The organism is Pseudomonas sp. PA-5-4B (assembly GCF_021606215.1).
Lineage (GTDB): Bacteria > Pseudomonadota > Gammaproteobacteria > Pseudomonadales > Pseudomonadaceae > Aquipseudomonas > Aquipseudomonas edaphica.
This window is the reverse complement of record NZ_WKDB01000068.1, coordinates 1-12,797: the sequence shown is the minus strand read 5'-3', so window position 1 is coordinate 12,797 and position 12,797 is coordinate 1. Positions and strand designations below refer to the sequence as shown.

Genomic DNA, 12,797 nt, shown 5'->3' with positions numbered 1-12,797 from the left:
GATCCTCCAGGCAACGCCCAACCCCTGTGGGAGCTGGCTTGCCTGCGATGGCATCACCACCGTTTGGCTGATACACCGCAGTGTCTGCATCGCAGGCAAGCCAGCTCCCACAGTGGATTGCGGGGGTTAATCCTGGGGATGGCGCCAAATGCGCGAGGTTGTGGCAAACTTCGCAGTCATAAAGACCGGTAACGCCGCGAAACACTGTGGTGCGATGGGATAAAGCGTTGCCAGTTTGATGCCCGCTGGAGGGTATCGAACGAATTAAAGTTTGGTACGACGGTACCAATATCTTCTCTGCCTGACAGATTTAGAGGAACGACCGTGCATAACGTCGTCATCAGCGGCACTGGCCTGTACACCCCGGCCAACAGCATCTCCAACGAAGAGCTGGTGCAGTCTTTCAATGCTTACGTGCAACAGTTCAATTCAGACAACGCTGCCGCCATTGAGCGCGGTGACGTGCAGGCATTGACCGAGTCCAGCGCCGCCTTTATCGAGAAAGCGTCGGGCATCAAGAGCCGCTTTGTGATGGACAAGGACGGCATCCTTGACCCACAACGCATGGCCCCGCGCCTGCCCGAGCGCAGCAACGACGAGTGGTCGGTACTCTGCCAGATGGCCGTCGGCGCCGCCGAACAAGCCCTGCAGCGCGCCGGCAAGACCGCCGCCGACATCGATGGCGTGATCGTCGCCTGCTCCAACCTGCAGCGCGCCTACCCGGCCATCGCCATTGAAGTCCAGGAAGCCCTGGGCATCCAGGGTTTCGGCTTCGACATGAACGTGGCGTGTTCCTCGGCCACCTTCGGCATCCAGAACGCGGCCAACAGCATCCAACTGGGCCAGGCCCGGGCGATCCTGATGGTCAACCCGGAAGTCTGCACCGGCCACTTGAATTTCCGCGACCGCGACAGCCATTTCATCTTCGGTGATGCGGCCACGGCGGTGATCCTCGAGCGTGCTGATCTGGCGACCTCCGAGCACCAGTTCGACGTGGTCAGCACCAAGCTGCTGACCAAGTTTTCCAATAACATCCGTAACAACTTCGGTTTCCTCAACCGTACCGCCGAAGAAGGCATCGGCGCGCCGGACAAGCTGTTCGTGCAGGAAGGCCGCAAAGTCTTCCGTGATGTCTGCCCGATGGTTGCCGAGTTGATCGGTGTACACCTGCAAGAAAACCAACTGAGCGTGACCGACGTGAAGCGCTTCTGGCTGCACCAGGCCAACCTGAGCATGAACCACCTGATTGTGAAGAAGCTGCTGGGCCGCGAAGCCTCGGTGGAAGAAGCGCCGGTGATCCTTGATACATACGCCAATACCAGCTCGGCGGGCTCGGTGATCGCGTTTCACACCTATCAGGACGATCTGCCCAAGGGCTCGGTTGCAGTGCTCAGCTCGTTCGGTGCGGGTTACTCGATCGGCAGCGTGATCCTGCGCAAGCGCTAATCTTGTGGGAGCTGGCTTGCCTGCGATGGCATCACTGTGGTGTGACTGATCCACCGAGGTGCCTGCATCGCAGGCAAGCCAGCTCCCACATTGATCCTATTTCCAAGGCAAGATCGAGGTTTGAATGGCAGCAGCGGACGACGCGCACCTGCTTGAACGGCTGCTCAAGGGCGAGCAGCGGGCCTACAAGGAACTGGTCACCACCTACCAGAGCGCCATGCGCGCGGTTGCCTATGCCATTGTCGGCCAGCGCCACGCCGATGAAGTGGTGCAAGACGCCTGGTTGTCAGTGGTACGCAACCTGGCCAAGTTCGAAGGGCGCTCCAGCCTCAAAACCTGGCTGCTGACCATCACCGCCAATTCTGCCAAGGGCCGCTACAAACAGAATCGCCGGGAAGTATTGCTCGACGATTTGCCTTCGCCCCACGGCACCATTGGCGATGACCGCTTCGTCCCCGACGACGGCCACTGGGCCGTTGCGCCTTACGCCTGGCACCAGGACACCCCGGAAGCCTTGCTGACCGAGGATGAACTGCGCAAATGCCTGGAGCATACAATCCTGAGCTTGTCGGAGCTGCAAAGCAGCGTATTGGTGTTGCGTGAACGTCAGGGCCTGGAGTTGGAGGAGATTTGTAATCTTCTGACCCTCTCGCTCTCCAATGTCCGTGTGCTGTTGCATCGAGCACGGCTTAAAGTCTTCGCCACGGTGGAGCATTTTGAGGAAACGGGCGAATGTTGACCTGTAAGGAACAAGTGGCGCGGTCCAGTGACTACCTCGATGGGCAATTGACCTTTCGAGAGCGTTTGCTGGTGCGTCATCACTTGATGTTCTGCCCCAACTGCCGGCGATTTATTCGTCAGATGCGCCTGATGCAGGCGACTTTGAAGATCATGCCGGAGGAGCCGGTAAAGGACGCTGATGCACTGGCTGATCGGCTGGTGGCCGAAAGGCTCAAAGATCAGTAACGGTGGGAAAGAGGCAGGCTCGCGTGGGTGAGTCGAACGGATGATGGGGATCGACCCACCCACGCAAGGCTGTTGAAACCCCCTCGGGCCGTCCTGGCCCAAGGGTTATTGCATGCACATTTAGAACTTGGCTTCAGCATCCAACTGCAAGGTATTGGTGTTGGCATCACGCTGCGTGCGGCTGGCGTAGTCAGCCTTGGTCAGGAAGTACGTGGCGCCGAGGGCGAAGTTCTTGTCGATGTCGTAGCTGACTTTGAGCTTATGACCGCGCGAACCGGTGGTGCCGTTGGCGAAGTCCGAATCGGTGAAGGCGCCAACCACTGCATCACGTTGCGTATCGCGGTAGTTGTAGTCCAGGTTGAAACCGAACACCTTGGATTTGGCACCGATCAACCAGGCGGTGTCCTGGTCGGTCACCGCATCGTTGTTTTTCACGTACTGGCCGTAGAACGCCAAAGGCACGGCCAGGCCGCCGATGTCGGCTTGGGCAAAGCCTTCATACAGACGGAATTCGTTGTTGGCCGAGTTGCCGTTGACCGCCAGCGCGCACGGCGTGGTGGTGGTAGTGCAGCGGCTGTCCTTGTCGTTCTGGTAGGCGTAGACGCTGCCGCCCAGGGTCATTTTCAGGTTGTCGGTGAGCGAGAAGCGCGTGCCCAACTGGCCGGAGGTCAGGCGCAGGTCGTGGCGAAATTGCACGCCGTCGCCGTCTACGTTGTCCTTGAGGTTGTAGTTGCCCAGGCTGCCGAACAGCTCGGCGCTGCCGCCCAATGGGTACTTGTAGGTGACGGCCAGGCCTTCAGGGTTGATGTCGCTATCCCAGATCACGTCGCCCATGTTTACCCACGGCTGCAGCATCTTGCCGCCGATCACGTGCAGGTTCTTGATCTGGTCCGGGTGGTAGTCGATGTAGCCCAGGTCCAGCCAGATCGACTTCTTGTCGAAGTAGTTGTCCTGGTCCTGGTTGGTGGAGCGCGCGTCGTCGCTGCTGCCGGTGGCCACGCGGATGCCGGTGTCAACCTGGGAGTTGATTTCGGTGTAGGCACCCAGGCGGGCACGGATGCGCTGACGGTCTTTGTCGCGGCCGCCGTTGTTGGATTCGCCCTGGATCTTCACGGTTTCCTGACGGAAGCGCACATCACCCTTGAGCTGAGTGCGTGCGGCCCAGGCCAGCTTCTGATCGAAGACGCTGAGGTCGTTGGTTTTTTTCGCGGTGGCCGCGATCTGCTCGTTGGTCTCTTGTTGAGCTTGCTGTGCGATCTGCTTTTCTTTCTGGTCCTTGGCTAATTCCGTTTGCAGTTCGGTGTACTGCGCAGCGGTGATCTGGCCGTTGGCCTTGAGCATGTCGAGCAATTTAGCGTCGACTGCAGCGCTGGCCGGAACGCTCAGGGCCAGCAACAGGCCGCCACACAGGGCCGCCGCAGTTTTAGTGGAAGCAAGACGCATATCAATCTCCGAAAGTGAGGAGGGATGGCAAACCATCCAGGACACAACCGACCGATGACGGACGGAAAATAGCCGCCTGGTAGAACCAGGCGCTCTAAAAACAGGCGTCAGTATCGCGATCGTTTATGACGGAGTAGTGGCTAAGTGATTTCACCTAGATGACAAATTATTTAATCTGGAACTAATTGTTTCGAGGTTTGTCTCGCTCGTTTCGAGGTGTGCCTGGCGCCGCGATAGGCGATACTCGCCAGGCTTTCACGCCAAGAAACAGTGAGGATGCCGATGCCGCTGCAACGCCTGGACAAGCTGTCTGCAATCGCCCCGCAAGTCTGGGATGCCCTGGTGCCGCAGGCCCAACCCTTTGTGCGGCACGCCTTTCTGAGTGCCCTGGAAGACAGCGCCAGCTTGGGCCCGCAGTCCGGTTGGCAGCCCGAGCATTTGCTGCATTGGGAAGGCGAGCGGCTGGTGGCGGCCCTGCCCAGCTACCGCAAGTGGCACTCCTACGGCGAGTACGTGTTTGATCATGGCTGGGCGGATGCGTGCGCGCGCGCGGGCATCGAGTACTACCCCAAGTTGCTGACGGCGGTGCCGTTCAGTCCGGTGAGTGGCCCACGTTTGTTGGCCAGGAATGCCGAGGACGGGGTTGAACTGCTGGGTAGCTTGCCCGGGTATCTGGAAATCGAAGGGCTCTCCAGTGCCCATATCAACTTCACCGACCCGTTGGCCGATGCCGCATTGGCTGGGCAGGCGGGTTGGTTGCAGCGCCTGGGCTGCCAGTTCCACTGGCAAAACCGCGGCTATCGCGACTTCCAGGACTTCCTCGATGCCTTGAGTTCACGCAAGCGCAAACAAATGCGCAAAGAGCGCGAGCAAGTGGCGGGGCAGGGCATCGATTTTGAATGGTTGCAAGGCCACGAGTTAAGCGAGGCGCAGTGGGATTTTGTTTACGCCTGTTACGCCAACACCTACGCGGTGCGTCGCCAGTCACCCTACCTGACCCGCGCCTTTTTCAGCCTGCTGGCCGAACGCATGCCCGAGGCGATCCGCGTGGTGCTGGCCAAACAAGGCGCACGCCCGGTGGCCATGGCCTTCAGCCTGATCGGTGGCGACAGTTTCTATGGCCGCTACTGGGGCTGCCTGGCGGAGTTCGACCGCCTGCACTTCGAAACCTGCTTCTACCAAGGTATGGACTACGCCATCGCCCACGGCCTGCAACGTTTTGACGCTGGCGCCCAGGGCGAACACAAGTTGATTCGCGGCTTTGAACCGGTGATCACACGGTCATGGCACTACCTGCGCCATCCGGGTTTGAAGAATGCCGTGGAAGACTTCCTGGAGCGCGAGCGGGTTGGGATTCTGGCGTATGCCGAAGAGGCAAGGGCAGCCCTGCCTTATCGGCAGGGCTGAACCCGATTGCCTCAGGCTGGCTGCTCCTTGCCCAGCCATCGATAGGTCACGCCGCCGATTACAGCACCGAGGATCGGCGCCAGCCAGAACATCCACAACTGCTGGATCGCCCATCCGCCGACGATCAGGGCCGGGCCGGTACTGCGGGCCGGGTTGACCGAAGTGTTGGTCACGGGAATGGAGATCAAGTGGATCAAGGTCAAGGCCAGGCCGATGGCGATGGGTGCAAGACCCGGCGGAGCACGACGGTCGGTGGCGCCGAGGATGATCAGCACGAACATCGCCGTCATCACCAGCTCACAGACAAACCCCGCAGCCATCGAGTAGCCACCCGGCGAATGCTCGCCGTAGCCGTTGGAGGCCAGGCCCGACGCCAGTTCGAACCCCGGCTTGCCACTGGCAATGAAGTACAACAGCGCAGCGGCGACAGTGGCGCCGATTACCTGCGCGACGATGTAAGCCGGTAACTCCCTGGCCGGAAACCGCCCGCCCACGACCAGCCCCACTGACACTGCCGGGTTGAGGTGGCACCCGCTGATATGCCCGATGGCAAACGCCATGGTCAGCACCGTCAGCCCGAAGGCCAGGGCCACACCGAGGAACCCGATCCCGACGGCGGGAAACGCTGCGGCCAACACCGCACTCCCGCAACCGCCCAACACCAGCCAAAACGTACCTAACCCCTCTGTGATTGAACGTTTGAACAAAGACATGCGACACGTCCTTGATAGATAGCTCTACCGAATCAGCAAATCAGTGATGCTCCCTGCAGATTTACTTCAGCGCCCCTCTAGGCACTGCACTGATTACAGCACGCTTTTGATACAAATCCAGGCCATAAAAAAAGCGCCAGGGGCCCGTGGATTAGGGGCTTGGCGCTGATTAAAGGTGGGAGCTGGCTTGCCTGCGATTGCGGTGTGCCAGATAACCAATTCGGTACTGACAGTGCGCTATCGCAGGCAAGCCAGCTCCCACACTGTTTTGCGGTGTGTTTTTAATCGATGCCGACGAACCCACCCGTTTGGTGCTGCCACAACCTGGCATACAAGCCGCCTTGGGCCAGCAGTTCGGCATGGCTGCCGGTCTCGGCAATCTGGCCTTTCTCCAGCACTACCAGCCGGTCCATGCGCGCAATGGTCGACAATCGGTGCGCAATCGCAATCACCGTCTTGCCTTGCATTAAGGTCTCCAGGCTTTCCTGAATCGCCGCTTCCACTTCCGAATCGAGTGCCGAGGTGGCCTCGTCCATGATCAGAAGCGGCGCGTCCTTGAGCAGCACCCGCGCAATGGCAATGCGCTGACGTTGCCCGCCCGAGAGTTTCACCCCGCGCTCGCCCACGTGCGCATCCAGCCCTGTGCGCCCTTCGGCATCCGACAGCAGCGGGATGAATTCATCGGCGCGGGCTTTGTGGATGGCGGCGTTGAGTTCCTCATCGGTGGCATCCGGCTTGCCGTACAGCAAGTTGTCACGGATCGAGCGGTGCAGCAGCGAGGTGTCCTGGGTGATCATGCCGATCTGTGCACGCAAGGACTCCTGGGCGACTTCGGCGATGTTCTGGCCGTCGATCAGGATGCGCCCGCCTTGCAGGTCGTACAGGCGCAGCAGCAAGTTGACCAGGGTTGATTTGCCCGCACCGGAGGGGCCGATCAGGCCGATTTTCTCACCGGCCTTGATCTGAAGGTTCAGGCCGCCAATGATCCCGCTCTTTTTGCCATAGTGGAAATCCACCTGCTCGAAACGCACTTCGCCGTGCGGCACGTTCAGGCGCGGGGCATTGTCGCGGTCGGTCACTGCCAGCGGTGCAGCGATGGTTTTCAGGCCGTCCTGCACCATGCCGATGTTTTCGAAGATGCCGTTGACCACCCACATGATCCAGCCGGACATGTTGACGATACGGATCACCAGGCCTGTGGCGAGGGCGATGGCGCCCACCGAAATCAGTGACTGCGTCCACAGCCACAACGCCAGGCCGGTGGTGGTGACGATCAGCACGCCGTTCAAGGTGCAGATCACCACGTCCATGCTGGTGAGCACGCGCGCGGCCAACTGGGTTTTTTCGGTCTGCTCGATGATCGCTTCCTTGGCGTATTCCTGCTCATTTTGCGTATGGGCGAACAGCTTCAAGGTGGTGATGTTGGTGTAGCCGTCGACAATGCGGCCCATCAATTTGGAGCGCGCCTCGGAGGAAATCACCGAGCGTTCTTTCACGCGAGGCACGAAGTAACGCAACGCCAGGCTGTAAAGAATGATCCAGGTGATCAGCGGGATCATCAGGCGCCAGTCCGCCTCGGCAAACAGCACCAGGGCGCTGATGGCGTAGATCGACACATGCCAGATGGCTTCCGCGGTCGCCACTGCCGAATCGCGCAAGGAGTTGCCGGTTTGCATGATGCGCTGGGCAATGCGCCCGGCGAAATCGTTCTGGAAGAAGTTCAAGCTCTGCTTGAGTACGTAGCTATGGTTCTGCCAGCGGATCAGGCTGGTCATGCCGGGGTTGATGGTCTGGTGCACCAGTAAGTCATGCAGGCCATTGAAGATCGGGCGCAGCAGCAGGGCAACCACGGCCATCCAGATCAGCTCGGCGCTGTGAATCTGGAAGAAGTTGGCGGGCGGCGTGCCTTGGGCCAAATCGATAATGCGGCTCAGGTAGCTGAACAATGCCACTTCGATCAACGCGCCGATCAGGCCGACCACCAGCAAGGCGGCAAAACTTGGCCACACCTGGCGCAGGTAGTAGAGGTAGAAGGGCAGGACTTTATCAGGAGGGGCGGCGCTGGGAGCGTCGCGGAAAATGTCGATCAGTTGTTCAAAGCGACGATAGAGCATTCAGTCTGACGCCCGCGTTGCGGGCTCTCCTTTCAAATGCGCACGCGGCGTTGTGGGCCGCGTGCGGAGCTTGCTGCGGACCTCAGTCGATGCGCTTGGCCGACTTGATCACAACAGGATCGATTGGCACGTTCTGCATGCCTTGCTTGGTAGTGGTTTGCGAGTTGACGATGACGTCGACAACGTCCATGCCCTTAACCACTTTGGCGAACACGGCATAGCCCGCATCACGGCCTGGGTCGAGGAAGGCATTGTCAGCCACGTTGATGAAGAATTGGCTGGTGGCCGAATTTGGATCGTTGGTACGTGCCATCGACAAGGTGCCGCGAACGTTATGCAGGCCGTTGCTGGCTTCGTTCTTGATCGGTGCTTCGGTCGGCTTCTGCGACATCTGCGCGGTGAAACCGCCGCCCTGGACCATGAAACCCGGGATCACGCGGTGGAAAATGGTGTTGGTGTAGAAGCCTTTGTCGACATAGGCCAGGAAGTTCTTGGTACTGATCGGCGCCTTGACCGGGTCCAGTTCGATTTCAATGTCGCCATTGGTGGTGGTGATCAGGACGTGAGGGGCCTTGGCAGGCTCAGCAGCCATCAGGTTGGCTGCGAACAATACGGAGCCGGCAAAGAAGGCGATTTTTTTCAGCATGGGTCAGTGATCCTGGGTAGTGGTTTCGACTGTCTTTAGAAAATCGAGCAAGGTAGCGTTAAAGACTTCGGGTTGATCCAAGGGCGTGGCATGGCGGGAATCTTCGATTACCACCAGCCGCGCATCGGGCAGCAGTTTTACATAGTTTTCTTTCTGCGCCACGGGGGTGTAGTCGTGGTCGGCGCTGATGACCAGGGTAGGACAGGTAATTCTGGAAAGTTGTTCCTGCACGCCCCAGCCGACAATCGCATCGAAGCTGGCGAGATAAGCACGTTTGTCGTTTTTTGCCCAGCGTTCGGCCATTTTGCGCCGCAGGTCGGCTTGCTCGGGTTTGGGGAACAGCCGATCGCCCAGCGCTTTGCCGATGGTGGCAAGGCTGAGCACGCGCGCCAGGCTCCAGCGCTTGGCCCATTGCCAGTAATCATCGGCGCTGCGCACCTTGACCTCGGGCGCGCTGTTGACGATGCACAGGCTCTTGACCTGAGCGGGGTCGTCCACGGCCAGCTGGAATGCGATCATGCCGCCCATGGATAAACCCACCACATGGGCGGGCGGCAGGTTCAGGTGTTCGATCAACGCCACCAGATCGAAGGTAAAACCCTGGATGCTGTAGCGTTCGCGGGGTTTGTCGGAGCGACCGTGACCGCGTATATCCACCACGATCAGGCGGTAATGCCGGGCCAGGACCGGAATCTGCAGTTCCCAATCCTGGCTGCTGGAGCCCAGGCCGTGGATCAGGATCAGCGGAGCGCCGTGACCGTATTCCTCGTAATGCAGGCTGCAGCCTTCGTGGTCGAACCAGGCCATGGGTGAACTCCGTCTCAGGCTTGCTGGGGGGCGGCGAAAGGTGCGTCCAGGGGAGCGGTGTCGAAGGTGCGCAACAAATCGATAAGAATCTGCGTGGCCGGCCCCAGGGGTTTGTCTTTGTTCGAGTACAGGTAGAACGTCGGGTTGCGGCTGCCGCCCTTTTCCAATGGCAGCTGCTTGAGCAGGCCATCCTCGAGTTCGCGTTCGATCAGGTGTCGGGGCAACCAGGCGAAGCCCAGGCCGCTGCTGACGAAGGTGGCGGCGGTGGGCAAGCTGCCGACGGTCCAGCGCTGTTCGGCGCCGAGCCAGCCGACGTCGCGCGGCTGCTGGCGGCCAGAGTCACGGATCACCACTTGCATCTGGCTTTCCAGGTCCTGGAAGCTCAACTCGCGGTTCAGGCGATGCAGTGAGTGGTCGGGGTGGGCCACAGCGATAAATTCCACGTCGCTCATTTCGGTGCCCAGGTAGCCTGGAATGATGAAGCCGCTGATGGCCAGGTCCGCCATGCCATCCATCAACAGCTCTTCAACGCCCGACAGCACCTCCTCACGCAGGCGCACGCGGCAGCCACGGCTCTGCGGCATAAAGGCGGTGAGGGCGCGCACCAGGCGTGCATTCGGGTAGGCGGCGTCCACCACCAGGCGTACTTCGGCTTCCCAGCCCTGTTCCATATGATGGGCGAGGTCTTCCAGTTGGCTGGCGTTTTTGACCAGTTGCCGCGAGCGGCGCAACAGCACTTCACCGGCCTCGGTGAGCACGGCCTTGCGTCCGTCGATGCGCAGCAATGGCACGCCGAGCTGGTCTTGCATGCGGGCCACGGTGTAGCTCACCGAGGACTGCGAACGGTGCAGTGCTTCAGCCGCCTGGGCGAAGCCGCCGTGGTCGACCACGGCCTGCAGCGTGCGCCATTGATCGAGGGTAACGCGGGGCGCTTTCAAGATGAGCTCCTCTTGTCCTAAGCTGGCGGTCCTTATTGGAGACTGCCGAATGAGAAAATTCTGTTGTGTGTTGCTGGCGCTGCTGCCGATGGGCGCGTTTGCCTATTCCACCGACGTTACTAAAAAGATCGAGGGCGTGAGCATTGACTACACGGCGTCCGACGTCGACAACGACATCAGTTCGATACAGCTGAATAATTACGGCACCAATGACGCGGTGTGCTCGGTAACCTTCACCAACGGCCCGGAATCGCCGCGTCGCCGAACGGTCACGGTGCCGGCAGGTAAAAGCACCAACACCACGGTCAAATTCACCCGCTCGATTATCAAGATGCGTATCGCACTGACCTGCACCCCAAAATAAACCGGCAGCGGAGCATGCCCACAGCAATACTCCGCTTATAAACAAATTTATAGATGGGTTATAGCAGTTTTTTACGCTTTTTTATCGAATTGGCTCTGTTTAATCTTCACTCCATCGTCTTACAGCATTTACAGATGGAGCCTACCCAGCCATGTCCAATGTTCTGATCATCGAAAGCAGCGCCCGCCAGCAGGATTCGATCTCCCGCCAGCTGACTCAACAGTTCATCAGCCAATGGCAGGCCGCCCACCCGGCGGATCAGATCACTGTGCGTGATGTGGCCCTCAACCCGGTTCCGCACCTGGACGCCAACCTGCTCGGCGGCTGGATGAAACCCGCCGACCAGCGCAGCCGCGTCGAGCAGGCGTCCCTGGACCGCTCCAACGAACTGACCGACGAATTGCTCGCCGCCGACGTGCTGGTGATGGCCGCGCCGATGTACAACTTCGCCATTCCCAGCACCCTCAAAGCCTGGCTGGACCACGTGTTGCGTGCCGGTGTGACCTTCAAGTACACCGCCACCGGCCCGCAGGGTTTGCTGACCGGCAAGCGCGCTATTGTGCTGACCGCACGCGGTGGCATCCACACCGGCGCCAGCTCCGACCATCAGGAGCCGTACCTGCGCCAGGTCATGGCCTTTATCGGGATTCATGACGTCACCTTCATTCATGCCGAAGGCGTGAACTTGAGCGGTGACTTCCAGGAGAAGGGCATCAACCACGCCAAAGCGCTGCTGGCACAGGTCGCCTGACGTTTTAATCGTCACATAATCGCGTGGTGTTTATATCGCTCCACGCAAACCCTTCAAGTACGCGTATCGAACCTCCCTTTGCACTTGTTGCTCCTGAGTGCTCCTGCCCGACTGCCGCTTTAGCGAGGTCGGGTTTTTTTTGCCTTGAGTTTCAGTAAACGGCGAAAACCTTTAATGTCCCGCCCATTCGAAACGAGGCGCGCATGGGCTACTTACTGGTTGTCACCCTGATTCAGGCATTTTCCTTCAGCTTGATCGGCGAATACCTCGCCGGTCACGTCGACAGCTACTTCGCCGTGCTGATGCGCGTGGTATTGGCCGGGTTGATCTTCATCCCGCTGACCCGTTGGCGTTCGGTGGCGCCACCCTTCATGCGCGGCATGTTGCTGATCGGTGCGCTGCAGTTCGGCGTGACCTATGTATGCCTTTACTTGAGCTTTCGCGTACTTACGGTGCCGGAAGTGTTGCTGTTCACCATCCTCACGCCGTTGCACGTGACCCTGATCGAAGACGCGCTTAACCGCCGATTCAACTCTTGGGCGCTGATTGCTGCGCTGGTTGCCGTGGGCGGCGCGGCGGTGATTCGCTTCGACCAGATCACGCCGAACTTCCTGATGGGCTTCTTGCTGCTGCAACTGGCCAACTTCACCTACGCCGCCGGGCAGGTGATGTACAAGCACCTGGTGGCGCGTTATCCGAGCGACCTGCCGCACTACCGGCGCTTCGGCTACTTCTACCTGGGCGCCTTGATCGTGGTGCTGCCGGCATTTCTGCTGTTCGGGAAAAGCAACTTTTTGCCCGAAGCGCCGCTGCAATGGGGCGTACTGGTGTTCCTTGGGCTGGTCAGCACTGCGCTGGGCATGTACTGGTGGAACAAAGGCGCCTGCCTGGTCAACGGCGGTACATTGGCGGTGATGAACAACCTGCATGTGCCGGTGGGGTTGTTGCTCAACTTGCTGATCTGGAATCAGCACGAGCCGTTGGGGCGCTTGGCTTTGGGAGGTTTGGTGATTCTGGGGGCGGTGTGGATCAGTCGCTTGGGTGTGCGCAAGGTGCCGGTCATAAGCTGATCCAGATGTGGGAGCAACTGTCTTAACCCACCGTCCGTCAGCGCCATTCTGTACCGTCTCGCAGCATGGCATTTAGTCTGATCAGCAGTATCCGCATGCAGGCGATGAGCGCGACTTTCGCGCTCTTGCCTC

Annotated in this window: 13 protein-coding genes; 7 read left to right on the top strand and 6 right to left on the bottom strand. The window is 59.7% G+C overall.

The genetic code is table 11. The annotated features are described in order from the left end of the window. Positions 1 to 324 precede the first annotated feature (324 nt). From GIW28_RS25085 to GIW28_RS25075, 3 genes are all read left to right on the top strand, one after another. Positions 325 to 1,446, top strand: coding sequence for a beta-ketoacyl-ACP synthase III (locus tag GIW28_RS25085; protein ID WP_099548843.1), 1,122 nt, complete (start codon positions 325 to 327; stop codon positions 1,444 to 1,446). Between the two features lie 124 nt (positions 1,447 to 1,570). Further along, positions 1,571 to 2,185 (top strand): RNA polymerase sigma factor, encoded by a 615-nt coding sequence (locus GIW28_RS25080; RefSeq protein WP_016973332.1) that lies wholly within the window; start codon positions 1,571 to 1,573, stop codon positions 2,183 to 2,185. Further along, a complete protein-coding gene (locus GIW28_RS25075; RefSeq protein WP_017134841.1) occupies positions 2,179 to 2,412 on the top strand; it encodes an anti-sigma factor family protein in 234 nt (77 codons plus the stop codon). Before GIW28_RS25080 ends, GIW28_RS25075 begins: the two co-directional genes overlap by 7 nt. Positions 2,413 to 2,532: 120 nt before the next feature. Here GIW28_RS25075 and GIW28_RS25070 read toward each other — a convergent pair whose 3' ends face one another. Continuing rightward, positions 2,533 to 3,855, bottom strand: coding sequence for a putative porin (locus GIW28_RS25070; RefSeq protein WP_017134842.1), 1,323 nt, complete (start codon positions 3,853 to 3,855; stop codon positions 2,533 to 2,535). Positions 3,856 to 4,137: 282 nt separating this feature from the next. Here GIW28_RS25070 and GIW28_RS25065 point away from each other — a divergent pair, with 282 nt between their 5' ends. Further along, entirely contained in the window at positions 4,138 to 5,262 is a 1,125-nt protein-coding gene (locus tag GIW28_RS25065; RefSeq protein WP_026013510.1) for a GNAT family N-acetyltransferase, read from the top strand. An 11-nt stretch (positions 5,263 to 5,273) separates the two neighbouring features. Here GIW28_RS25065 and aqpZ read toward each other — a convergent pair whose 3' ends face one another. The 5 genes from aqpZ to GIW28_RS25040 form a co-directional block, all read right to left on the bottom strand. Continuing rightward, complete coding sequence (gene aqpZ, locus GIW28_RS25060) at positions 5,274 to 5,975, bottom strand: aquaporin Z (RefSeq protein ID WP_017134844.1); 702 nt, start codon at positions 5,973 to 5,975, stop codon at positions 5,274 to 5,276. Positions 5,976 to 6,256: 281 nt separating this feature from the next. Next, on the bottom strand, positions 6,257 to 8,089 hold the full coding sequence (locus GIW28_RS25055; RefSeq protein ID WP_236447323.1) for an ABC transporter ATP-binding protein: 1,833 nt from the start codon (positions 8,087 to 8,089) through the stop codon (positions 6,257 to 6,259). Between the two features lie 82 nt (positions 8,090 to 8,171). After that, positions 8,172 to 8,735: a peptidylprolyl isomerase A gene (locus GIW28_RS25050; RefSeq protein WP_016979352.1), complete on the bottom strand. Its 564-nt coding sequence runs from the start codon at positions 8,733 to 8,735 to the stop codon at positions 8,172 to 8,174. Positions 8,736 to 8,738: 3 nt separating this feature from the next. After that, positions 8,739 to 9,542, bottom strand: coding sequence for an alpha/beta fold hydrolase (locus GIW28_RS25045; protein ID WP_017134846.1), 804 nt, complete (start codon positions 9,540 to 9,542; stop codon positions 8,739 to 8,741). A gap of 14 nt (positions 9,543 to 9,556) precedes the next feature. Beyond that, the gene (locus GIW28_RS25040) at positions 9,557 to 10,480 is read right to left on the bottom strand and encodes a LysR family transcriptional regulator (RefSeq protein WP_236447324.1); all 924 of its coding nucleotides are present in this window, start codon (positions 10,478 to 10,480) and stop codon (positions 9,557 to 9,559) included. A gap of 49 nt (positions 10,481 to 10,529) precedes the next feature. Here GIW28_RS25040 and GIW28_RS25035 point away from each other — a divergent pair, with 49 nt between their 5' ends. The 3 genes from GIW28_RS25035 (at position 10,530) to GIW28_RS25025 (ending at position 12,665) form a co-directional block, all read left to right on the top strand. Continuing rightward, positions 10,530 to 10,844 carry a 3-phosphoglycerate kinase gene (locus GIW28_RS25035; RefSeq protein WP_236447325.1) on the top strand — a complete coding sequence of 105 codons (315 nt, stop codon included), beginning with the start codon at positions 10,530 to 10,532 and terminating at the stop codon, positions 10,842 to 10,844. A 151-nt stretch (positions 10,845 to 10,995) separates the two neighbouring features. Next, positions 10,996 to 11,595 carry an FMN-dependent NADH-azoreductase gene (locus tag GIW28_RS25030; protein ID WP_017134849.1) on the top strand — a complete coding sequence of 200 codons (600 nt, stop codon included), beginning with the start codon at positions 10,996 to 10,998 and terminating at the stop codon, positions 11,593 to 11,595. A gap of 203 nt (positions 11,596 to 11,798) precedes the next feature. Continuing rightward, entirely contained in the window at positions 11,799 to 12,665 is an 867-nt protein-coding gene (locus tag GIW28_RS25025) for a carboxylate/amino acid/amine transporter (RefSeq protein WP_236447326.1), read from the top strand. The last annotated feature ends 132 nt before the right edge of the window (positions 12,666 to 12,797 follow it).